The following is a 22756-nucleotide window of genomic DNA, read 5'->3' as shown; positions in this document are numbered from 1 at the left end:
GCGATTTTAGTCGGTGTTTACATCGTTTCGGCTTGCGAAGCTTACATTCGACAGTTATAAGCCCGCCGTCTGGTTGCGGAGTGTAGCGCAGTCTGGTAGCGCACCTCGTTCGGGACGAGGGGGTCGCAGGTTCAAATCCTGCCACTCCGACCAGCCAAATCATGAACTTAACAGCGTTGGGTTCGCAGCCTCACTGAATCCCCCACAGACGGACTTCTTCGATTCTGCCATTCGGTTACGGGCTCTTCGATATGGCATGCGAGAAGCCCACCCGCGCAGGTTCGGAAGAAGTGATCTGAACCGGGATCGTCGGGATACTCCTTAGAAAGACCTCGCGCCGCCTCCTTATTCGTTCTGCCTAAAGCATTTCGAGCTGCACCTTACGCGTTGGCGCAGCAAAAGCGTGGTCCAGCGTTGCGATTTGCTCCGCTGAGAGCTTGAGGTCGACGGCCTTCCGGTTTTCGCGAAGGTGAACGGGGTTGCTCGATTTCGGAATCGCGATGATGCCCTCGCGGCTTAACACCCATGCGAGCGCCACGGCCGCCGGCGTGGTATCGCATTCCTTGGCAATGTTACCAAGCACCTTGTTCCCAAGCAGCCTTCCTTGCTCGATCGGTGAATATGCCATGAGGGGTATCTTTCGTTCCCGGCACCATGGCATCAGATCAAATTCGGGTCGGCGTCGCGTAAGGTTGTAGAGGATCTGGTTGGTGGCGACGTGGTGGCCACCCGGGGCAAGGACGAGTTCCTCCATGTCATCGGTATCGAAATTGCTGACGCCCCAATGCCTGATCTTTCCGGCCTGCCTGAGGTCTTCAAAGCCGGCGATGGTCTCTTCCAATGGGTAACCGCCGCGCCAATGAAGCAGGTAAAGATCGATCGTCTCGCATTTCAAGCGCTTGAGGCTGTTGTCACAGGCGCGGATGGTGCCCTGCCGAGACGCATTCGAGGGCAGCACCTTGCTCACAAGGAAAATCTTGTCGCGCCGTCCATTGATCGCGTCGCCAACGACTGCCTCCGCTCCGCCATCCGCATACATTTCGGCTGTGTCGATCAATGTCATTCCCAGATCGATGCCGAGCCTCAACGCGTCGGCCTCTTGGTCGCGCCGGCGTCTATCCTCACCCATGAACCAGGTCCCCTGCCCCAATACGGGAACCTGCTCGCCGGATGGCAAAGGTGTTGTAGGAATATCAGCTGCCATTCGATTTCCGATCGTATTGTTTTCGAGTCCTGTGCGGCGCCTCGTGCCTTAAGCGGATGACGGGTAGCCTTATGCAAGGCTTTATTTCAGAGGTCTGTTTGCACCGAACTGAAGCCTCCGCTACCGCATTGAGGTAGAGCAAAGCTGCAAACAGTTATCGTCCCAAACGCGACACCTATCGATATGTTTGCCGGGGGCGGTGCATGTTTGCGTTCCTGTTGAAGTTCCTCAAGACCTCGACTCCAAGCTGGCGCCTGCCGCCGAAGTTCCATTCGATGTCGCAGGTTCGTTCGCCAGCCCGTCATATGCTGGCCGATGCACGGGCTGTCAGGGCCGAGCTCGATGTTATCATCGCGAAAGGCCGGAGCTGCCGTGGGGCGGCCGAGGCGGTAAACCCCGCCCTTTCGAGCCGCTGGTAAATGTGGCGCGGCACGAGCGCCCGGACGATAGATGCCGCACTGCCCAGCCGCCATGTCAGGGGTGTGGAGGTCAGCCAGGCGTGCTCTGTGGCAGCTGGGATCGAGACCCGCCTAATGACTGGCTCCGTGCCCTTTGTCTTCAGTCTGCGGCCAGTTCAATCAATCGGCGATAGGCGGCTGCAAATCCCTTTAGCGAGATGTCCGTCTTGACCGGCTGGCCGGTATTGGCCGTCATGAGGATGCTGGCCGTTTCCGCACTTTCCGGAGTCGCGGCTATGAGCGCACGGGCGTCGGTTCCGAGGTCGCCATTGGGAAAGGCCTGATCGGGACTGCAGCGGCGGAATGCCGTTCCCTACGGGTGAGCGATATGAGCCGTGTGCGGCGCTTCGGCTCCGCATCCGCACCCCGGTTGCCGAGGAAAACCGCACCCGCACCATCCAACTGCCGGGATTGCCTGAGGCCATGAGTCAAATGGCATTGCCGATGGTCGCTCATGGGCTCCTGGGGGAGTTCTCTTTGTAGAAAGCCAGAAACGCTTCGCCTTCACGCGAGAAGATCAGGCCGCGCTCGCCATTATTGCCGCGCAGGCTGCAGGGGCGATCACGCTCGCCGAAAGCGAGGTTGGAGAGGGAGTCGCTGCCGCCCTCCCCTCCACGGAAGTTTCCCAACCGGCGGGGCGCCCGTTCCAGGTCATCCATCATCCCTATGATGACAGCATCTTCATCGAAAACGAGTATATCATCAAAGGGGTGGCGGGCCGCCTGCTCGTCCATCTCCTGCGCCGCTACCTGCGCGAAGGGCGGACGGAATTCACCAACAGGGAGATCCGCCTGACGAATAAGCTGCGCCTGCCCGATTACAAGGACAACCTCGAAACGCGACTTCTTCTCCTGCGGCGGCGGCTCGAAGAGAAGGCGGCCCCCATCCAGCTCATCCGCACGGGACGCGGTCGTATTCGTCTATGGATCTCCGAGTCTCCATCATTGAACGACGAACCCCGCTGAGGAACGATTGCACCAAGCCTTCGTCGCGGCGGAAGCGGGGATCGGCTGCGCTCAGCTCGCCTACAGGTCCGATGCCGGGCGGAGGCGGGTGTCACTCAGGCGCCGATGCCGTCGAGTATGGGATAGGCGACGGATATAAGATGCGCGTTCACTCGCTTCAGATCGTTAAAGTGGCCGCCCGCAGCCGTGCTCCTCAATACGCACGCTGGAACGGTTCGCTCCCCCCAGAGGATCGCCGGGCCGCGTTCCTCAATCGCCCCACAGACGAAGCCTCTTTTCTGCGACTAATGATATCACTATTAGTCTTAAGAAGTGTGTTATTGCGCTAGGGACTATGCAACAAGCTGGTCTAAATAAAGCTAGGGTGCCGGAAGTCCGGCCCATGGGTGTGAATCCCGAAGGAGAGAATGTGAGCCAATCCGGTCAGCCGCTCTATGAGCAGATCAAGATGGCGATTGAGAAGCGCATCCAACAGCAGGAATGGCCTGCCGACTTTCAGGTTCCGGGAGAGGAAATTTTGGCGGCCGAGTTCGGCGCTTCACGTCTAACGGTCCGCCGCGCGCTGCGCGAACTGCAGACCGAGGGAATGCTGGTCCGCATCCAAGGCCGCGGCACTTTTGTCATCGGACCGCGCATGCAATGCGCAATCTTCAACCTCCAGGACGTGTCCGAGGAAATCGAAGAAAGCGGCGGGGTTCACCTGAGCCGCGTCGTGTCGCTTGGCGCGCTCCCGTCGGACAGTCCCTTGGCCAATCTGCTGCCGGTCGGGCCAGGAGCGACGGTCTATCATTCACGCCTGCTTCACACCGAGGACGGTACCCCCATTCAGCTTGAAGACCGCTTCGTCAACGCAGCCATGGCACCAGACTACCTGAAGCAGGATTTCACGCGCATAACCCCGCATGCCTACCTGCTGGGCACAACCGAAGTCACCTTCATAGACAATACGATCCGCGCTATCCGGCCGGACGAGGAAGCATGCGCGCTCCTTCAGATCGATGCCAATCAACCCTGCCTTCTGGTCGACCGGCGCACGTGGTGCGGCGACGTTCCGGTCACGCGCAGCCGCTTTCTTTATCCAGGTGACCGTTATCGGCTGCGCAGCGCCCATGAGGCAACCGCAGCACCGGGCGCGCACAGAGCCGCACTTACACCGTCCGGGTCCTCGAGGAGAATTCGATAGAGACGGTCAGCTTGTGTAAACCGCCGGACGATCGTCTTCGAAAGGCGGCAGCCAGCCCCCAGCCCCCGGCTGCCGCGCTATAGGTTCAATCAAATTACGCAGCAATCGAGGCTGTAATCTCGATTTCCACCTTCGCGCCTGGAGCGGGGATTTGGCAAATCAACAGGGTGTTCGTCGGCCGAATATCGCGGAAGACCTCGCCCAGCACGGGCGTCACCTCGGCCGCAGTGGCCTGGTCGACAACATAGACCCTGCAGACGACCGCGTTCGAGAGGCTCGCTCCGGCCTGTCGCAAAGCCGCATCGATCGAGGCAAGGCAATTCCTCGCTTGCTGGCCCGCGTCCTCGGGGAAAGCTCCGGAAGCAGGATCGCGTCCGGTCGTGCCCGAAACATGGATGGTTGTGCCATCGATAACAGCCTTCGCATAACCTGCGGCCTCCTCGGAAGGAACGCCGGCGAATATACGGTTTTTCACGAATGTCTCCTTTGCTGCACCCATGGCGAGCGCCCGCGGCTACAAGGTCGGGGATAGTGCCGGACATTCTCTAGATGCCCGGCTATGGTCGCTTAGGATCGCACGACGCGACGCAATCCCGCCAATCGATCGATGATTACAATGGCTAGCGCCGATAGCAGGATCAGTGAGCTCGCCAGCGCCGCTGCGACGGCATCATATTGGAACTTGATATAAGAGAAGAGCTCAACCGGCAGCGGTGTCCAGCCCGGCGGGGCCAGGAATACCGAAATCGGGAAGTCATTCCAGGACAGGATGAAGCAAAGCGCGAAACTCGACACCAGTCCTGTGCGGATGACCGGCAGCGTCACCGAGAACAACGTCCGGATGCGCCCTGCCCCAACAATAGCGGCCGCCTCTTCATAGGACGGATCGAGATTATGCAAGCTCGCCGTCAGGATCCGCAGCGCATAGGGCATGATGTGAATGGTATGGCCCACCAGCAGCGGCACAAGGCCTGACCCATAGCCGATTCGCACGAAATAGATGTAGAGCGCAAGACTGAAAATCGTCGTCGGGATCAGCAATGGCGACATGAGGACGATGTTGATCGCCGCCTTGCCCGCGAAATTGTTGCGCACCAGCGCCATGGCGGCCGGCAGCGCAAGCGCATTGGCGAGGAAGGCTGCCGAGATCCCGAGCACGAGGCTTACCCCCATGCCGCGCAGGAAGGTTTGCGAACTCCAGGCCGCTTTGAACCAGTCGAGCGTGAAACCGTTCGGCGGCAGGATGAACTCACGTGGATTGACCGCCACGACCAGCGTCACCGCGATCGGGAAAACCAGAAAAGCCATCATGAGCAGCGTAATGAGCCGTAGCGCGGCTGTGCCAAGGTCCAGCCGGATCACCGCTTTGCCTCCAGTCGATTGAGTATCAGGCGCCCGAACAGCGCGGCCATCCCGGCAAGTATCAGCGCATTTACCGCCACCATGATTACCGACAACGCAGACGCGAAGGGCAAATCGTTGTTCAGCAACGCCTCTCGATAGACGATCAGCCCGATCATCTGCGTATTGCTGTCGCCGACCATCAGCGGCACCGCAAATGCCGAGAAATTCAGCGAGAAGACGATGACAAGCCCTGCATAAAGCCCGGGCATGGTCATCGGGAACACGATCTTCCAGAAGGCGGTCCAACGACTGGCACCAACATTGCGCGCCGCCTCGACGAGGAAGGGGCTGATCCGCTCGATCGAATCGAGGAGAGAAAGCACCACATATGGCGTGCCGATATAAACGAGCAGGATCACCACGCCCTTGATGTCCCACATATAGCGGACCGGGTCGTCATAGATCCTGAGTGCGATCATCAGCGAGTTTAGCAGCCCGCCTCCCCTGAAAATCACGATCCAGCCATAGACCAGTGTCACGAGGCCGATCAGGAGCGGTGCCATGATCAGCGCTATCAGGATGTTGCGCTGAAAGCCCGTGGTCTTTGCGATATAGAGCGCGACCGGATAGGCGCAGACCACCGAAATAACCGTGGTGACAATGGCAATTCGGATCGAGAACCACAGCGTATTGACGAGATACCAGGGGTCGCCAAGAAACCGGGTGTAGTTATCGAGCGTCAGCGCATCGACGACATAGGCTCCGCCGGCCAATTCGTTGAAACTGGTGCGCAGAACCCAAAGCATCGGGAAGGCGACGAAGATCAGCAGCGCGATCAAAGCCGGCGCCAGAGGGGGAAGAATGCGCCGGATCATGTCAGCGCTGCCGTTTCTTGGGGAATCACGCGCAAATGCTCCGGCAGGACGCAAATCCACACCCTGGCGCCATCCTCGATGAAGCCGTCGAAATTGTGGACCTCCGAGCGCAGAACCTCGCCGCTGTCGAGCTGCACCGAATAGCGGAGCACAGCCCCGAAATATTCGGAGAGGATGACGCGGCCAGTCAGCACGTTCTCGCCTTCGATAGACGCGGTCATAAGCGTCACCCGCTCCGGCCGGATCAGCGCGCGCACCTGGGTACCCGAGGTGACTGCCTCCTTTGCGATCGCGCGGAGAACCTGCCCCGAGGCCAGTTTCACGCCCACCGATTTTCCATCCATGCCGAGCGCCGTACCCTCGAGGAAATTCGTTACGCCGACGAAATCGGCGACGAAGCTCGTTGCGGGATTTTCATAGAGCTCGTACGGCGCGGCGACCTGTTCGACCTTTCCCCTGTTCATGATCACGACGCGGTTCGACAGCGACAGCGCTTCTTCTTGATCATGCGTCACGTACAGCGTGGTCATCTTCATCCGCGCCTGCAGCTCCTTGAGCTCACGCCGCATGGTAACGCGTAGTGCGCGATCGAGATTGGAGAGCGGCTCGTCCATCAGCAGGACCTGCGGCTCGAGCGCAAGCGCGCGCGCCAGAGCCACCCGCTGCTGCTGGCCGCCCGACAGCTGGCGGGGCAACCGGTCCTCATAGCCCGACAGGCCCGTCACGGAGAGAGATTCCGCGATCTTGTCGCGAATGAAGGCGCGGCTCTTCTTCCGCAGCTTCAGACCGAATCCCACATTCTCGGCCACTGTCATATGCGGCCAGAGCGCATAATTCTGGAAGACGAAGCCCAGGTCGCGCTTGTTGGGCGGCAGGTGAGTGACATCGCGATCATGGACGCGGAGTACCCCGCCAGAAGGCTCGATGAATCCCGCGATCATCCTGAGCGTCGTGGTTTTGCCGCAGCCACTGGGTCCGAGGAGCGAGACGAATTCGCCTTGGGCGACATTGAAGGAGACATTGTCGACGGCCGTCGTCGCGCCGTAGCGCTTGATGACTCCCAGGACTTGAATGGCATCATTAGACATGCTGTGCTTCATCTCAGCGCTACGCGGGCCATTGGCATAAGTTCTCTTAGGATATTGCGAGGCGGGGCGGCCCGACATCGGGGCCGCCCCGGCATTTTTCTGTTAGCGCCTGGCCTTCTGGTTCAGCCGTTGCTGCCAGTCGGCCTTGTTGGCGGTGATCTTTTCCTGATCGGGCAAGTAGAGACGGCCGAAGGCTTCATTTAGCACGAGAAGCTCGCGGAACTCGAAATCCTCCGGCACTTCGGCATTCTTCACCGTCGGTGCATATAAATTGCGGGTGGCGAAGGCAACCTGTACCTCGGGGCTGAGGATATAGTTCACGAAATTCGCCGCCATGTCGGGATTGGGAGTATCCTTATGGATATTCACGCTCGTGATAAGCGGGAAAGTGCCTTCCTCAGGCCGCACGAACTTGACGTTCTTCGCGCCCTTCGAGAGCAGATCCTTCATTCGGCCGGTGGCCAGCATGCCGATCGAAGCATCGCCTGTCTCGAAGAGCGAGACCATCTGGCTTTCCACATCGAGCATGCCGATCAGATTGCCGCTCTTGATCAGTTCGGCCATCCGGTCAATGCCCGGATCGATGTTGTCGATGCTACCGCCGTTCTGCTCGGCCTTCATCACCAATAGGCTCAGCGTCGGGATGTGATCGACGCCATAAATCACGACGCTGTTTTTATAGTCGGGTTTCCAAAGATCGTCCCAGCTGGCCGGCGGTTCGGAGATCTTGTCCGTGTTGTAGGCGAGAACATAGTCACCGACATTCGCAAAGACCGTATGTTCGGAATACACGGCGTTCTCGTAAAGATTGGCCATGTTGGGAATCTTGGCTGGATCGAGAGGCAGCCAGAGGCCTTCCTTCTCGCCCGCGATCGAATTCAGCAGCGTGTTCGTCACCACATCAACCTGGCCGAGGCGAGCTTTGATCAGGTGATCCGGGCTTGCGCCCACAACCCATTCGATCTTGCAGTCGTATTTTTCCTCGAATGCAGCCGCGACCGACTCATACGTCGCCTGGTAGCTGCCGCCCCAGGTGGTGACGCGGAGCATGCAATCATCGGCAGCCGCGGTTCCGACCCAGGCGACCGAAAGAGCGAGGCCTGTAAGGATATGTCTGGTTTTCATCTTAACTCCTCTGGGGGGTGGTTGATCGAGCGGATCTCTTCCGTCGATCTTGCACCGGCCCGCTTCTGCGTCGGGCTCGGCAAATTCCAATGTCCTGCCGCGTTCAAGCTCCTCTCTCTCGCGCTCTGGCCTCACGTCGTGCGCGCAGATCGCTAAGGGAATAGCGGCAGTGGATCGCTTCAGGGTCGATCACCATTTCGATGAGAGCGGGCTTTCCAGCTGCAAGACAGCGCTCGAAGGCAGGTGCGAATTCCTCGGTTTTGGTAACGCGCTCGCCATGCGCGCCATAGGCCTTGGCGAGCATCAGGAAATCCGGGTTGACGAGATCGGTGCCGTTGGCACGTCCCTCCAGCCGGTTCTCCTCATGGATGCGGATCGTGCCGTAGAGCCCGTTGTTGTAGAGGACGATGATGATGTTTGCGCCATATTGGACCGCGGTCGCCAGTTCTTCGCTGCTCATCTGGAAGCAACCGTCGCCGACAAAATCCACCACCACCCGCTCGGGATATGCGATCTTGGCCGAGATCGCTGCAGGCAGCGAATATCCCATCGAGCCGCTGATCGGGCCGAGTTGGGTGTGCAAGCGATAATGCGGGAAATAACGCTGGCTCCAGGTAGCGTAGGCGCCTACGCCGTTGGTGACGATGGCATCCTCGGGTAAGCGCTTACGCAGCCAGCCCATCACGCCCGGCAGGTCTATATCGCCGGGGCACGGCTGAGGTACGCGCTCCTCCATCAATGTCGCTCGCAATTTCCCGCACCATTCCCGATGTTCAGGGCGCGGAGAAGCCGGATATGCCGCCAACGCCCGGGCACAGGCATCGTTGTCCGCCACCAGCGCCAGATCGACCTGGAAGACCCGGTTCAGGTCACCGTGATCGGCCATGACATGAACGACCTTCTGCTTCGGATGCGGGATCGAGAAGAGGGTGAAACCCTCCATGTAGCCCGCGCCGATCGTGTTCACATCGCTTAGCGCGTCGTTTAGCATCAGGATGAAATCGGTCTCGCGGATGTGAGCCAGAAGCGCCGGATTCGAGCCAATGCCGATCTCGCCCACATAGCAATCCAGCCGGTGGTCGATGATGTCGCGTCGCCGGAAGGTAGTCACGACTGGCAGGCCATGAACGGTCGCAAAGCGCTGGATATCCTCGCGGGCGGCCTCGCTCCAATCCGAACCACCGACGACCACGAGCGGCTTCTTCGCATCGGCCAGCATCGCGAAGATCTGCTGCAGATCCTCCTCCCGCGGCGTGCCGGCATGGGAAGGCGCGGCGGGACGAACCGAGGGCGCGACATCACTCATTTCCTCAAGCACATCCTCCGGAACAACCAGGACCACGGGTCCCTTGCGTCCTGAAAGTGCGGTGGTCCATGCGCGCTGGACGAATTCCGGAATGCGCGCCGGATCGTCGATCTGCCCCACCCATTTCGTCATGGGGGCGAACATGGTGCGAAAGTCGTAGGACATGAACGCTTCGCGCTCTAATATCGAGCGCTTGACCTGCCCTACGATCAGGATCATCGGTGAGGAATCCTGAAACGCCGTATGCACCCCGTTCACGGCATTGGTCGCCCCGGGGCTGCGGGTTACAAAGGCCACCCCCGGCCTGCCGGTGAGTTTGCCATGGGCCTCGGCCATCTGTGCCGCTCCATTCTCGTGGCGGCAGCTGATGGAGCGAATTCCCGGGTGGCGAGTGGCCAGCGCATCGAGCGCGACGAGAAAGCTCTCGCCCGGGACGTGATAGACGATATCGACCCCATTCAGGGCAAGTTCGTCGGCGAGGATCTCGGCGCCTTTTCTCATCATTTCACCCGCGCGTCATCCAATGACAAAGGGATTGGCGATCTCTTCCGCCGTCGAGAGCCAAACGGCCTTGGTCTGCAGATACTCATAAATGCCCGCCACGCCATTCTCACGGCCGATGCCGCTCTTCTTGTAGCCGCCAAAGGGGGTCGTGTAGGAAATATCCCGGTAGGTGTTGACCCAGACGCTGCCGGCCTCCAGGCGCTCCGACATTTTCAACGCGAGCCGCATGTCGGCCGTCCAGATTCCGGCCGCGAGCCCGAATTCGCTATCATTGGCGATGGCCAGGGCCTCTTCCGGTTCATCGAAAGGTATTGCGGCCAGGACAGGCCCAAAGACCTCTTCACGCGCAATACGCATATCGTTGTTCACACCCGCGAAGATCGTGGGTTCAATGAAAAGGCCGGTTCGGCACTCCTCCAGATCAGGGCGCTTGCCACCAAGGATAAGTTCGGCCCCCTCCTGACGCGCGATGTCGATATAGCCGAGCACACGGTCATATTGCATTTTGTTGGCAATAGGGCCGATCTGTGTTTCGACCTTCCGCGGGTCGCCCACGCGGGCAGTCTTCGTGAAAGCCGCGAGCTTCTCCAGGAACTCGTCGTGAATCGAGCGATGCACGAGGAGCCTGGAGCCTGCGATGCAGGTCTGACCCACGGCACCGAAAATACCTCCGACCACGCCGCGCACCGCATTGTCGAGATTTGCATCGCCGAAGACGATGTTCGGGGATTTGCCGCCCAGCTCCAGACTCACCCGCTTCACATCCTTCGCCGCGAGCGAATAGAGATAGGAGCCGGTCTTGGTTGAACCGGTGAAGCCGAGATGCCGCGTCAAAGGATGGATGACCAGCGGCTCCCCGACCTCCGGGCCATAGCCTGTAACCACGTTGATGACGCCGGCGGGGAAGCCCGCCTTCTCCACCAACTCCATCAGCTTGAGCGCGGTGGCCGAAGTGAATTCTGCAGGCTTCATAACCAATGTGTTCCCCGCGGCCAGCGCCGGGGCCGCCTTGAGGGAGAACAACAGGAGCGGCGCGTTCCAGGGAACGATTCCGACGCAGACACCCAACGGCTCATGGCGCGAGAAGCTCAATGCCGGTTTGTCGCAGGGATGAACGGTCCCTTCGATCTTATCGGCATAGCCGGCGTAGTAGTGATACCAGCGGGGGATGTACCGGATCTGATGCCTCATCTCCTCGAGAAGGCGGCCATTGTCCCGCACTTCGATCTCAGCGAGAGAATCCGCATGCTCCTCGATCAGCGAGGCGAAGCGCTGGATAATGCGGGCGCGATCGGTGGGATGCATCTTCCCCCACGGGCCCTGGGTGAAGGCCCGGTGAGCGGCTTGGATCGCTCGATCAGCATCCTCGGCATTGCCGCGCGGGATCAACGCCCAAGGCGCGCCCGTGAAGGGATCGACCGTCTCGATATATTCACCAGAAGCGGGCGGAACCCACTGGCCGTCAATATACATGGACAGTTTCGGTAGACTTTCGGCGGACATGACCTCTCCCCTCTCGCAATGCCGGATCGGGGTCATAGCACCGAGGCAATGCGTGGCCGCGCCAATGGCGCATTAATAACGTCTGTTTAGATACAAAATGATATTTATAACTCCCCTGTCAATACCAAATCTGTTGGTATAAATTCATATTCATATCCGCCTAAAAAATGGGCACTCCGCCGGGAATGATCCCGTGGACGCTTAAAAAATGAGCAACTTTTCCGCACCAGGGAGGACTTTCAGGCCGAAATGCGGGTTTTCTGGAAGGCAGCAAAAATGGCTTGATTTTAGAACAAGGATCATATGTGTATGTTTGCCAACCATAGTGATATCATTTTTGGACGCACACGTGCCCTCCGACCTACCCCTTTATGAGCAGATTAAGAGCGCAATCGACCGGCGGATCGAAACCGAAGAATGGCCGGCCAATTTCCAGCTGCCCTCCGAGGATGAGCTGGCCGGGGAGTTCGGCGCCTCACGCCTGACTGTGCGCCGTGCGCTACGGGAGCTTCAGGCCGACGGAGTACTCATTCGCGTCCAGGGTCGGGGCACGTTTGTGATCGGCCCCCGCACGCAATGCGCGGTATTCAACCTTTCGGATATTTCCGAGGAAGTGGCCCTCTCCGGCGGCGTGCATAGCTGTCTCGTCATTGAGCATGAGGTCCTGGACAAGGACAGCCCCGGGCGCAACATGCTTCAGCTCCCGCCCGGGGAGCCAGTCTTCCACTCCCGCCTCCTGCATCTAGAAGACGGTACGCCGATCCAGCTTGAAGATCGCTATGTCAACGGCGCTGAGGCCCCGGCTTATATCGAGCAGGATTTCTCAAGAACGACGCCGCATGCCTGGCTCCTGCGCGAGACCTCGGTGACGATGGTCGACAACACGATCCGCGCCATCCGTGCCGATGAGGAAACGCGTCAATATCTGCAGATCGACATCAACCAGCCGTGCCTGCTGCTCGACCGCTCCACGTGGCGCGAAGGAATTCCAGTGACCCGCAGCCGCTTCTTTTATCCCGGCGATCGCTATCGCCTGCGCTCGACCCATGAGGCGCGCACGAACCGCATCGCCACCACTCCAGCAAGGGCCGCCAGGTCCACTACGAGGAGCCTCGCATGAGAGAATTCGTCCGTAAACTGCAGGAACGTGGCGACCTGCTGGTCGTCGAACGCGAGATCGATCCCGCGCACGAGTTGGCTGCGGTCACCCATTTGGCCCAAAAGAAATGGGCGAAGCCGGTGATGTTCACCAATGTGAAGGGCACCCGCTTTCCGGTAGTCACCAATGTCTACAGCACCCGAGAGCGGCTGGGCGAGGTGATCGGGATCGATGCGGGTGACTTCTGCCGGCAATGGAGCAAGCTGTCCTCGCTCGGCTCCGCCGAGATGAAGGAGCCGCTCGTTCCTGCCACCGCGACGCCCGGGTATGAGGAGGTCAGGCTTTCGGACCTGCCGCTGATCACCTATTCCGACCGTGATGGCGCCCCCTATTTCACCTCGGCAATGTTCATCGCCAAGGACCCGGAGACCGGTGTTGGAAACCTCTCTTACCACCGTTCCATGTATATCAATGACGGCGAGTTGCGTTGCCGCCTCGCTCCGCGCCATCATCTGACCATCTACCACGAGAAGGCCGAGAAGATGGGCAAGCCGCTTGAGGCGGCGATGCTGGTCGGACCGCCCGCTCATGCATTTCTGACCGCGGCTGCGCCATTGCCTTACGACGTGGACGAGTTGGAGGTTGCAGCCCGTCTGCGCGGGCGCCCGATCCCGATGCGCAAGTGCAACCATATCGACCTTGAGGTTCCCGCCGAGACCGAGGTGGTGATCGAGGGGCGTTTCCTACCCAACGAACGCCGGCCCGAAGGTCCCTTCGGCGAGTTCATGGGTTACTATGTCCCCGTAGGTCCCAACGCCGTATTCGAGGTGCTGGGCGTCACCGTACGTAAGGACGCGATGTTCCACTCGATCCTCTGCGGCTCGCCCGAAGAAGTGCTGACGCTGGAACTTTCCGTCTCGGCCAATATCTACCAGCGTCTGAGCGCTGCGCTTCCGGGCATCGTCAACGTCACCTGCCAGCCCTTCGTGAACCATGCCATCATACAGATCGAACCGCAGTTCGAAGGTCATGCCCGCCAGGTGATGCTCGCGACGATCGGCGCGGAGCCGATCTGGGCAAAGCAGATCACCGTCGTCGATACCGATGTGGACATCTACGACATGGACGATGTCCAATGGGCTATCCTGACCCGCTGCCGCCCCGACAAGGACATGATGATCATTCCGGAAACGCCCTCCTTCTATCGCGACGAGGCCAAGGATCATTGGGGCCGTCTCCTGGTCGATGCCACCAAGCCCTGGGGACGTGAGAAGGAATTCGAGCGCAAGCGCCTGCGCATGGTCGATGACATCCGCCTCTCCGACTGGTTCCCTGGTGCCTGACATGGACCGGCGGAGGCTCGTGATCGGCATATCCGGCGCGTCGGGAGCGGCCTATGGGCTTCGCGCGCTCGACCTTGCCAGGGCGGCCGGTGTGGAGACACATCTGGTCGTCAGCCGGTCGGCGCTCCTTACATTGAAACAAGAGCTCGGCCTGCAGAAGGCCGATATCGAAGGGCATGCCGACGTAGTCTACCCGCACACCGATATCGGAGCCACGATCGCCAGTGGCTCTTTCCGCACGATGGGCATGCTGATCGCACCCTGTTCGGTGAAGACCATGTCCGAGATCGCCACCGGAGTGACCTCGACTCTGATGAGCCGAGCAGCCGATGTAGTGCTTAAGGAGCGTCGGCGCCTGGTCCTGATGCTGCGCGAAACGCCGCTGCATCTCGGGCATATCGAGACGATGGCTGCGCTCACCCGAATGGGGGCGATCATCATGCCGCCGGTTCCCGCATTTTATGCAAAGCCGCAGAACCTCGACGAAGTCGTCACTCATTCGACGGCCCGCGCACTCGATCTCTTCGATATAGATACCGGCGCTGTTCGGCGCTGGGCCGGACTGAAGGATAGCCTTGCCGGAGAATCACAATGACCCTGCCCGCCCTACCCCGCCGCGTCGTTCATGGCACCATGATTGGCATAATCGTGCTCGACACCGGCTTTCAGCGGCTTCCGGGCGATATCGCCCATGCGGGCACCTGGCCGTTCCCGGTGCAGTTCCGGGTGGTGCGCGGCGTCCGCCCGGCCGATGTGATCGAAGGCGACCCGCGCCATTCGCTAGAGGCCTTCCGCGCGGCGATTGATGATCTTGTTGCCCTCGGTTGCACAGCCATCACGACGAGTTGTGGCTTTCTGGCTGCCGTGCAAGACGAGCTTACGCGCCACTCGCCCGTACCCTTCCTCTCGTCGGCCCTCCTCCAGATTCCCATGGTGGAACGCATCCTCCCGGCGGGAAAGAAGCCGGGGCTCGTGGTCTCCGATGCGGACGCGCTGACGGAGCGCCATTTCCGCGGCATTGGCGCCGCACCCGGTTTGCCTATGGCGGCCTTGGCTTTTGACGGCCCCTTGCGGCGCAATATGCGTGAACAGGCAGCCGAGGTGGATGCCGCCGCGCAGGAGGCCGAAGTGGTCGAAGTGGTGGCCGGCCTTCTCGCCCGGCATCCCGAGGTGGGAGCGCTGATCTTCGAATGCGCGAACCTACCGCCCTATTCCGCGTTCGTCTCGCGCCGCTTCGGCGTACCTGTCTACGACATCGTTACGCTGGTGCGTTGGATGCATCTTTCGCTCGCGCCGCCGGACTATGCTCATGACGGCCGGTAACGACCTCATTGTCATCGGCGGCGGTCTGATTGGCTCGGCACTCGCCTGGGGAGCTGCGCGTGAGGGCGCGCGGGTTACCTTGCTGGATGAAGGCGATATTGCCCACCGCGCCTCCCGCGGAAATTTCGGCCTCGTCTGGCTGCAGGGAAAGGGGCTGGGCCATCCCGATTACATGCATTGGTCGATTCGCGCTGGGCAGCTTTGGCCGGAATTCTCCGCGATCCTGCAGGAGGAGACAGGTATCGACATAGGCTGGCGCGGTGGCGGAGGGCTGCATTTCTGCCTCTCCGAGGATGAAATGGAGGCGCGCCGCGCGCTCATATCCCGATCGAAGGCGGAAGGCGCCGATATCTGCATCGAGCTTCTCGACCGTGAGTCCCTGCGCGAAATCGCTCCCGGTATCGGCCCCGAAGTTCGCGGCGCCTCGCTTTCCAATCTCGATGGAGAAGTCAGCCCGCTGCTAACTCTTCGGGCACTGCAAAATGCGTTCCGAACCCATGGCGGCGAGATCGTGGTGAATTTCACCGCTGAACGGATACGCCACGACCGAGACCTGGGTTTCATCGTGAGCGATGCCACAGGTTGTGAATTCACTGGCCGCCGCCTCGCCATCGCGGCCGGACTGGGAGCCAATCGCTTAGCGAGCCAGATCGGGCTTGAGCTGGGACTGCGCCCCGAACGCGGGCAGATCGTGGCTACAGATCGCGTGGCTCCATTTCTTCGCCATCCCACCAATACGATCCGCCAGACTTCAGAGGGGACGGTGCTGCTGGGCAGCTCGCACGAGGATGCAGGTTTTTCGACTGGCACCGACATGGAAACCATCGCCCGGCTTTGCCGGACCGGGACACGGCTCTTTCCGGCGCTCCGTTCGGCGCGTCTGCTGCGCGCCTGGGGTGCGCTGCGAATCATGAGCCCGGACGGATTGCCGATCTATGAGGAGGCGCCTGAGATGCCTGGCGCGTTTGTCGTCACCTGTCATAGCGGGGTCACCCTCGCCAGCCTTCATGGGCTTGAATTGGGCCCGGCATTGGCGGAAGGCCATCTTGGCCCCGCGCCCCGTTCCATGCGGAGTGTACGTTTTGCCGTTCAGACGACTTGATGATGGGCCGGTGCCCGGACCCGAATCTGCCGAATTCCAGTTCGAGGGCCGTCCCGTGTCCTTCCGGTCAGGCGAGTCCCTTGCCGGGGCGCTGATGGCGGCAGGGATCACGTATTTTCGCGAAACGCCGGTTTCGGGAAGTCAGCGAGGACCCTGGTGTCTGATGGGAGTCTGCTACGAATGCCTGCTGCGCGTCGACGGACATGACAATCAGCGGGCATGCATGACGACCCCGCGTGCAGGAATGGTGGTCGAACGTCAAATCGGTGCGCGCCGCGATGCCTCAGGAGAGCCGGAATGACTGCGTGGGACGCCATCGTCATCGGCGCCGGGCCGGCAGGTGTCGGAGGCGCGAGCCTCTTGGCAGAAAACGGCGCACGGGTTCTTCTCGTTGACGAAGCTCCCGGCCCTGGTGGCCAGATCTGGCGCGGGATCGAGACCATTCCGGAAAGCCGCTCACGAATCCTCGGGCCGGACTATCTCATGGGAAAGGCCGAAGCTGCCCGCCTGCGTGCAAGTCCGGCACATCTTGCATTCGAAACCCAGGCCTGGCGCGTTGAAGCTGACGGCACCGTCTGGTTGAAGGACAAAACTGGCATCCGTCAGGAACGGGCCCACCATCTCCTGATTGCCACAGGGGCGATGGAGCGCCCCGTTCCGGTACCCGGCTGGACGCTTCCTGGTGTGACGACAATCGGCGGGCTTCAGATCCTGCTTAAGCGCGACGGGCTTTTGCCGGATGGCGCCCTTGTTCTGATCGGCACAGGCCCGCTCTTCTATCTCTATGCCGCCCAGTGTCTTGCAGCCGGCAAGCGCGACCTGACGCTTATCGACACCGGCGATACGGGTGCGCTGTTTCGCGCCTTGCCGCATCTGCCTCGCGCGCTGAGTGGGCGCGGTCCATCTTATCTGATGAAGGGACTGAAGCTTTTATGGACGCTCCGGCGCGCCGGCATCAAATTCCATGAACGCCCGCAGGACCTTCGCATTGAGAGCGCGGGAGAAGCATTGGAAGTCCGCTTTCAAAGCCGCGGAGCCTCGCATTGCCTGCCCGCAGGTCATGTCGGTCTTCATGAAGGAGTTATCCCGGAATCGCATATGACGCGTTCCTTGGGGTGCCAAATGCGTTGGTCGGAGGTTGGCGCGGCCTTCCATCCGCTGCGTGACGTCCATATGCAAAGCTCTATGAATGGCGTGTATGTCGCGGGCGACGCCGGAGGCATCGGCGGTGCCACCGTTGCATTGCTTGAAGGGCGCCTCGCGGCCATGTCCATCCTTGAGAAGCTTGGTCGGCCGGTGGACGAACACCTGCGCAACATCACTCACCGCGAGCGGCGTGCCCATCTTGCTCCCCGTCCCCTGCTCGATAGGCTTTATCGGCCGCGCGCTGCTCTATTTTCTCCGCCGGATGAAGTCATCGCCTGCCGCTGCGAAGAGGTGACCTGTGGTGAGATCCGCAGAGCAATCGATACAGGCAGCGCCGGCCCGAACCAGGTCAAGGCATTCCTGCGCAGCGGCATGGGACCGTGCCAAGGTCGGATCTGCGGCATGACGCTCACCAGCCTCACCGCTGCGACAAGCGGCCTGGCCATGGACGAGGCTGGTTATCTGACGATCCGCCCGCCGCTTCGGCCGGTCTCTCTGGGAGAAATTGCGGATCTGATCCGGCCCTGATTAGGAGAAGAAGGGCGTCTCGATCATGGCTGCTCAGGATTTGCCTGACCTGTCAGCTGATCTGCACGTCCAGGATTTCAATGGGATTTTCGGCGTGATTCACAAAGCTTTCGCTAACGGTCAGCGAGAGCGCGTCAAAGCGGTCAATCGACAGCGCTGACCCATGCGCTTCGATTGTAGCGGGCGTGTTGAACACCACCCAGCCGAAGGCTGGCGTCGTAAAGCTTTCGCCTGGAGCCAGCGTCAGGCGCCGCATCGCATGAGTGCAGCACCCGCGCCGCGTCATGATGTTGAGGTCGATGGTGGGACCAGCGGAATTGCGGCTGGCGATTTCCCATTCGCCCGGGAAGGAAAAGGGCGTGCCGCCGGACAAAAGCTCCGTCACGCTTCCGCCCGGCAAATTAAGCACCAGGCCCGATCCATCCAAGAGGGCGATGGTTCGATCAATGCCCGGAAAGACCGAGAAGGGGCCATCGGCCGCGACATGGGCAATCGAAAGCCGCCACTCGAAGCTGTCGACATCGCTGCCGGGCGGGAAGGCCGCCACCTCCTCGGTAAGGCCCTTCCCGTTCTTCCATGCCATGCGCTTGTGGTCGGCGCGGCGGGCGATCTTCATTCCCTGCCTCAGTTGCCGAGGATCGCCGGCAAACGCAGGCCCTTTTCCCTGGCCCAATCCACCGCAATGTCATAGCCGGCATCAGCGTGGCGCATAACGCCGCTGGCCGGATCGTTCCACAACACGCGCTCGATACGGCGCGCCGCATCATCGGAGCCGTCGCAGCAGATCACCATGCCCGCATGCTGGCTGAAGCCCATTCCGACGCCGCCGCCATGGTGCAGAGATACCCAGGTCGCGCCCGAGGCCGTGTTGAGCAGGGCGTTGAGCAGCGGCCAGTCGGACACCGCGTCCGAACCGTCCTTCATTGCCTCGGTTTCCCGGTTGGGTGAAGCGACGGAGCCGCTATCGAGATGGTCGCGTCCGATCACGATCGGCGCTTTCAATTCGCCATTCCTGACCATCTCGTTAAAGGCAAGGCCGAGTCGGTGACGGTCGCCGAGGCCGACCCAGCAAATGCGCGCAGGCAGGCCTTGAAACGCGATGCGCTCCTTCGCCATGTCGAGCCAGTTGTGCAGGTGCTTGTTGTCCGGCAGCAGCTCCTTCACCTTGGCGTCGGTCTTGGCGATATCTTCCGGATCGCCGGAAAGGGCGGCCCAGCGGAAAGGCCCGATGCCGCGGCAGAAGAGCGGGCGGATATAGGCAGGCACGAAGCCCGGGAAAGCAAATGCGTCTTCCAGACCTTCTTCGAGCGCCATCTGACGGATATTGTTGCCGTAATCGACCGTCGGGATGCCGGCGTTCCAGAAGTCAAGCATGGCTTGGACCTGCACCTTCATCGAGGCGCGAGCGGCCTTCGCAACGCCTTTCGGATCGCTTTCCTGTTTCGCGCGCCATTCGGCGACGGTCCAGCCGATAGGCAGATAGCCGTGCACCGGGTCGTGCGCAGAGGTCTGGTCGGTGACGATGTCGGGCCGCACACCGCGCTTGACGAGCTCCGGGAAGACTTCGGCCGCATTGCCGATAAGCGCGATGGACTTGGCTTCGCCCGCCTTGGTCCATGCGCCGATCTTGGCCAGCGCTTCATCGAGGCTATGGGTCTTCTCGTCAACATAGCGGGTGCGCAGGCGGAAGTCGGCGCGGCTTTCATCGCATTCGACGGCAAGACAGCAGGCACCTGCCATGACGGCCGCCAACGGCTGTGCGCCGCCCATGCCGCCGAGGCCGCCGGTCAGGATCCACTTGCCCTTGAGGTTACCGTCATAATGCTGGCGGCCGGCTTCGACGAAGGTTTCATAGGTGCCCTGAACGATACCCTGCGCGCCGATATAGATCCACGAACCGGCGGTCATCTGGCCGTACATGGCGAGACCCTTCTTATCCAGTTCGTTGAAATGATCCCAGGTCGCCCAGTGCGGCACCAAGTTGGAATTGGCGATCAGAACCCGCGGCGCATCCTTGTGGGTGCGGAACACGCCGACCGGCTTGCCCGACTGGACGAGCAGCGTCTCTTCCTCGGTAAGCGTCTTGAGCGTGGCAATGATGCGGTCGAAATCGTCCCAGGTGCGGGCCGCGCGGCCGATGCCGCCATAGACGACCAGTTCGTGCGGGCGCTCCGCCACGTCCGGGTCGAGATTGTTCATCAGCATGCGCAGAGGCGCTTCGGTCATCCAGCTCTTGGCGTTGAGCTCGTTGCCGCGTGGTGCGCGGACCTCGCGTTCATTGTGGCGGGGATTGGTCATGGGTTCCTCTCAGCGTTTCAGTTCGAGCGCGACCTTTTCGATGCGTTCGAGAATGGCCTGCAGGTGCGGACGGAGCCGCTCGGCTTTTGCCGTGTCGTAGTCGAAGGGGACCGTCTCGCTGGCGAGGTATTCGATCTGCGCCAGCTCCATCTGGATGGCATGCACATTGTCCGCCGGGCGGCCGTAATGGCGTGTCGTCCAGCCCCCGCGGAAACGGCCGTTGAGCACATGGGTGTAGCCTTTGGCCTGCTCCGCCCCGGTAACCACTGCCGCCTCTATGGCCGCATCGCAGGTCGCGCCGCCATCACTGCCGATGTTGAAATCCGGCAGCCTGCCTTCGAAAAGGAAAGGGATCAGCGAGCGGATAGAATGGCAGTCATAAAGCACCGCTACCCCGTGCTCTGCCCTGACACGCTCGACCTCGGCGGCAAGCGCTTGGTGATAGGGCCGGTGAAAGGCGTCGCGCCGGGCAGCGATGTCAGCCTCGGTCGGCTCAGCCCCATCCTTCCAGATCGGTTTGCCGTCGAAATCGGTCAGCGGCACCAGCCCGGTGGTGTTCTGGCCGGGATAGAGGCTGGCGCCCTCCGGATCGCGGTTCGCGTCGATGACGTAACGATGGAAGGTCGCGCACACCGTGGTGGCGTTAGGCAGCAGCCCTTCGTAAAGCCTATGCAGGTGCCAGTCGGTGTCGGCGAGCAGCAACCCGTTTTCGTTCAGCCGCTCCCGGATCTCGACCGGAGCCTCAAGACCGGTGTGAGGAAAACCGAGGATGACCGGCGAAGAGCCGCGGGTCACTTCAACGACGGCGCTCATTCAACCCTCCAATGCCGGCAGAAGCCCGGCCGAAACGCTTGCGCCCAATGTCCCATCTGCCACGAGACGGGCGGCGGCGGTGAGATCGGGCGCCATGTAGCGATCGTCCTCGAGCGCCGGCACGGCGCCCCGCAGACAGGCGATCGCCTTCTGAAGTTCCGGGCTCGTGGTCAGCGGGGCACGCAATTCTACGCCCTGCGCGCCGGCGAGTGCCTCGATGCCGACTATGCCGAACAGATTCTCGGTCATCTGCAAGAGGCGCCGCGCACCGTGGCAGGCCATGGAGACGTGATCCTCCTGGTTGGCCGAGGTCGGCGTGGAGTCGACCGAAGCCGGATGCGACATCTGCTTGTTTTCGCTCATCAGCGCGGCCGAGGTTACTTCAGCGATCATCAGCCCGGAGTTCAGCCCCGGATTACGGGCGAGGAAAGGCGGCAGGCCGTAGGAAAGCGCCGGATCGACCAGAAGCGCGATGCGGCGCTGCGCGATGGCGCCGATCTCACAGATGGCGATGGCTATCTGATCGGCAGCAAAAGCCACCGGCTCTGCATGGAAATTGCCGCCCGATACGACGCTTTCGTCGGACAGGACCAGCGGGTTGTCGGTGACGGCGTTGGCCTCGATCTCCAGTGTGCGGGCAGCTTGGCGCAGAAGGTCAAGGCAGGCGCCATCGACCTGCGGCTGGCAGCGGATGCAATAGGGGTCCTGCACGCGCTCGTCGCCATCGAGGTGGCTCTGGCGGATGGCCGAGCCTTCAAGCAGGGCGCGAAGCGCAGCAGCGGTGTCGATCTGGCCCTTATGGCCGCGCAGCGTATGGATGTCCTCGGTAAAGGGGGCGGATGAGCCCATAGCTGCATCGGTGGAGAGCGCGCCGGTAATCAGCGCCGCCTGCGCCGCGCGATGGGCGCGAAAAAGGCCGGCCAGCGCGAGCGCGGTCGAGGCCTGCGTGCCATTGATGAGAGCGAGGCCTTCCTTGGCGGCGAGCACAACCGGCGTGAGCCCGGCGCGTCTGAGCGCCTCGAGACCGGACACACGTTCGCCCTGGAAAAACGCCTCCCCTTCCCCCATCATCACGGCGGCCAGATGGGCAAGCGGCGCAAGGTCGCCGGAAGCACCGACCGACCCTTTTTCGGGTATCAGCGGCAGCACGTTCTTAGCCAGCATACCCTCGATCAACCGCACCAGCTCGAGCCGAACGCCCGATGCGCCCCTTCCCAAGGAGATGAGCTTCAGCGCCATGATCAGGCGCACGATGTTTTCGGGCAGCGGCGCACCCACGCCGCAGCAATGCGACAGGATCAGATTGCGCTGGAGGGTAGCGGTATCCGCGGCGTCGATCTTGATCGAGGCCAGTTTTCCAAAACCGGTGTTGACGCCATAGACCGGCTCGTTGCCGGCCGCGATTGCGGCAATTCGCGCCGCTGCCTTCTCGATGCCCGCATCGAAGCTGCGGTCGAGAACGGCGTTCTCTCCGGTCCAGTAGATGGCTGCCAGATCGGCGAGCGGCACCGAACCGGGATGAAGCGTGATGGTCATGGACGGTTCCCTC

At 61.3% G+C, this 22756-nt stretch carries 22 protein-coding genes and 1 tRNA gene; 10 read left to right on the top strand and 13 right to left on the bottom strand.

Translation table 11 applies throughout. The features are described from left to right. The first annotated feature begins 76 nt into the window (after positions 1 to 76). Positions 77 to 153 (top strand) — tRNA-Pro (locus tag CHEJ32_RS0107485). Between the two features lie 205 nt (positions 154 to 358). On the opposite strand, the gene CHEJ32_RS0107480 is transcribed toward CHEJ32_RS0107485, so the two are convergent. Together CHEJ32_RS0107480 and CHEJ32_RS26165 are read right to left on the bottom strand one after the other, a co-directional pair. Beyond that, positions 359 to 1204, bottom strand: coding sequence for an aldo/keto reductase (locus tag CHEJ32_RS0107480; protein WP_028033305.1), 846 nt, complete (start codon positions 1202 to 1204; stop codon positions 359 to 361). Positions 1205 to 2114: 910 nt separating this feature from the next. Beyond that, on the bottom strand, positions 2115 to 2396 hold the full coding sequence (locus CHEJ32_RS26165; RefSeq protein WP_028033303.1) for a hypothetical protein: 282 nt from the start codon (positions 2394 to 2396) through the stop codon (positions 2115 to 2117). On the opposite strand from CHEJ32_RS26165, the gene CHEJ32_RS26160 reads away from it, so the two are divergent. Together CHEJ32_RS26160 and hutC (CHEJ32_RS0107455) are read left to right on the top strand one after the other, a co-directional pair. Beyond that, the gene (locus CHEJ32_RS26160) at positions 2373 to 2627 is read left to right on the top strand and encodes a hypothetical protein (protein WP_028033302.1); all 255 of its coding nucleotides are present in this window, start codon (positions 2373 to 2375) and stop codon (positions 2625 to 2627) included. The genes CHEJ32_RS26165 and CHEJ32_RS26160 overlap by 24 nt on opposite strands. A 382-nt stretch (positions 2628 to 3009) precedes the next feature. Then, positions 3010 to 3810, top strand: coding sequence for a histidine utilization repressor (gene hutC, locus CHEJ32_RS0107455; RefSeq protein WP_051469538.1), 801 nt, complete (start codon positions 3010 to 3012; stop codon positions 3808 to 3810). Positions 3811 to 3904: 94 nt separating this feature from the next. Here hutC (CHEJ32_RS0107455) and CHEJ32_RS0107450 read toward each other — a convergent pair whose 3' ends face one another. The 7 genes from CHEJ32_RS0107450 to CHEJ32_RS0107420 all read right to left on the bottom strand — a co-directional run bounded on the left by CHEJ32_RS0107450 (position 3905) and on the right by CHEJ32_RS0107420 (position 11555). Next, a complete protein-coding gene (locus tag CHEJ32_RS0107450; RefSeq protein WP_028033300.1) occupies positions 3905 to 4285 on the bottom strand; it encodes a RidA family protein in 381 nt (126 codons plus the stop codon). A gap of 92 nt (positions 4286 to 4377) precedes the next feature. Next, a complete protein-coding gene (locus tag CHEJ32_RS0107445; protein ID WP_028033299.1) occupies positions 4378 to 5172 on the bottom strand; it encodes an ABC transporter permease in 795 nt (264 codons plus the stop codon). Further along, positions 5169 to 6029 carry an ABC transporter permease gene (locus CHEJ32_RS0107440; protein WP_028033298.1) on the bottom strand — a complete coding sequence of 287 codons (861 nt, stop codon included), beginning with the start codon at positions 6027 to 6029 and terminating at the stop codon, positions 5169 to 5171. The genes CHEJ32_RS0107445 and CHEJ32_RS0107440 overlap by 4 nt, the downstream gene beginning before the upstream one ends. Beyond that, positions 6026 to 7117 carry an ABC transporter ATP-binding protein gene (locus tag CHEJ32_RS0107435; RefSeq protein WP_028033297.1) on the bottom strand — a complete coding sequence of 364 codons (1092 nt, stop codon included), beginning with the start codon at positions 7115 to 7117 and terminating at the stop codon, positions 6026 to 6028. The genes CHEJ32_RS0107440 and CHEJ32_RS0107435 overlap by 4 nt, the downstream gene beginning before the upstream one ends. A gap of 102 nt (positions 7118 to 7219) precedes the next feature. Next, a complete protein-coding gene (locus CHEJ32_RS0107430) occupies positions 7220 to 8242 on the bottom strand; it encodes an ABC transporter substrate-binding protein (RefSeq protein WP_028033296.1) in 1023 nt (340 codons plus the stop codon). Between the two features lie 103 nt (positions 8243 to 8345). Then, on the bottom strand, positions 8346 to 10049 hold the full coding sequence (locus tag CHEJ32_RS0107425) for a thiamine pyrophosphate-binding protein (protein ID WP_028033295.1): 1704 nt from the start codon (positions 10047 to 10049) through the stop codon (positions 8346 to 8348). A 15-nt stretch (positions 10050 to 10064) separates the two neighbouring features. After that, the gene (locus CHEJ32_RS0107420; protein WP_028033294.1) at positions 10065 to 11555 is read right to left on the bottom strand and encodes an aldehyde dehydrogenase; all 1491 of its coding nucleotides are present in this window, start codon (positions 11553 to 11555) and stop codon (positions 10065 to 10067) included. Between the two features lie 349 nt (positions 11556 to 11904). Here CHEJ32_RS0107420 and hutC (CHEJ32_RS0107415) point away from each other — a divergent pair, with 349 nt between their 5' ends. The 7 genes from hutC (CHEJ32_RS0107415) to CHEJ32_RS0107385 are packed head-to-tail and all read left to right on the top strand — an operon-like array spanning position 11905 to position 18096. After that, entirely contained in the window at positions 11905 to 12675 is a 771-nt protein-coding gene (gene hutC, locus CHEJ32_RS0107415) for a histidine utilization repressor (RefSeq protein ID WP_028033293.1), read from the top strand. Further along, complete coding sequence (locus tag CHEJ32_RS0107410; protein WP_028033292.1) at positions 12672 to 13997, top strand: UbiD family decarboxylase; 1326 nt, start codon at positions 12672 to 12674, stop codon at positions 13995 to 13997. Before hutC (CHEJ32_RS0107415) ends, CHEJ32_RS0107410 begins: the two co-directional genes overlap by 4 nt. A gap of 1 nt (position 13998) precedes the next feature. Beyond that, on the top strand, positions 13999 to 14592 hold the full coding sequence (locus CHEJ32_RS0107405) for a UbiX family flavin prenyltransferase (RefSeq protein WP_028033291.1): 594 nt from the start codon (positions 13999 to 14001) through the stop codon (positions 14590 to 14592). Then, positions 14589 to 15320: an aspartate/glutamate racemase family protein gene (locus CHEJ32_RS0107400; protein WP_028033290.1), complete on the top strand. Its 732-nt coding sequence runs from the start codon at positions 14589 to 14591 to the stop codon at positions 15318 to 15320. The genes CHEJ32_RS0107405 and CHEJ32_RS0107400 overlap by 4 nt, the downstream gene beginning before the upstream one ends. Beyond that, complete coding sequence (locus tag CHEJ32_RS0107395) at positions 15307 to 16422, top strand: FAD-binding oxidoreductase (RefSeq protein WP_028033289.1); 1116 nt, start codon at positions 15307 to 15309, stop codon at positions 16420 to 16422. Before CHEJ32_RS0107400 ends, CHEJ32_RS0107395 begins: the two co-directional genes overlap by 14 nt. Beyond that, positions 16403 to 16723: a (2Fe-2S)-binding protein gene (locus tag CHEJ32_RS0107390; RefSeq protein WP_028033288.1), complete on the top strand. Its 321-nt coding sequence runs from the start codon at positions 16403 to 16405 to the stop codon at positions 16721 to 16723. Before CHEJ32_RS0107395 ends, CHEJ32_RS0107390 begins: the two co-directional genes overlap by 20 nt. After that, complete coding sequence (locus tag CHEJ32_RS0107385) at positions 16720 to 18096, top strand: NAD(P)/FAD-dependent oxidoreductase (protein WP_028033287.1); 1377 nt, start codon at positions 16720 to 16722, stop codon at positions 18094 to 18096. The genes CHEJ32_RS0107390 and CHEJ32_RS0107385 overlap by 4 nt, the downstream gene beginning before the upstream one ends. 52 nt (positions 18097 to 18148) lie before the next feature. Here the strand turns inward: CHEJ32_RS0107385 and CHEJ32_RS24170 are convergent, their stop codons facing one another. From CHEJ32_RS24170 to hutH, 4 genes are read right to left on the bottom strand one after another with little or no spacing between them, the layout of a single operon-like run. After that, entirely contained in the window at positions 18149 to 18712 is a 564-nt protein-coding gene (locus tag CHEJ32_RS24170) for a HutD family protein (RefSeq protein ID WP_051469537.1), read from the bottom strand. A gap of 8 nt (positions 18713 to 18720) precedes the next feature. Next, on the bottom strand, positions 18721 to 20394 hold the full coding sequence (gene hutU / locus CHEJ32_RS0107375) for a urocanate hydratase (protein ID WP_028033286.1): 1674 nt from the start codon (positions 20392 to 20394) through the stop codon (positions 18721 to 18723). Positions 20395 to 20403: 9 nt separating this feature from the next. Next, a complete protein-coding gene (hutG, locus tag CHEJ32_RS0107370) occupies positions 20404 to 21207 on the bottom strand; it encodes an N-formylglutamate deformylase (RefSeq protein WP_028033285.1) in 804 nt (267 codons plus the stop codon). Beyond that, positions 21208 to 22743, bottom strand: coding sequence for a histidine ammonia-lyase (hutH, locus tag CHEJ32_RS0107365; protein WP_028033284.1), 1536 nt, complete (start codon positions 22741 to 22743; stop codon positions 21208 to 21210). Between the last annotated feature and the right edge of the window lie 13 nt (positions 22744 to 22756).

Origin of the sequence: Chelativorans sp. J32 (assembly GCF_000518985.1) — a bacterium.
GTDB lineage: Bacteria > Pseudomonadota > Alphaproteobacteria > Rhizobiales > Rhizobiaceae > Chelativorans.
This window is presented reverse-complemented; position numbering and strand designations above follow the sequence as displayed.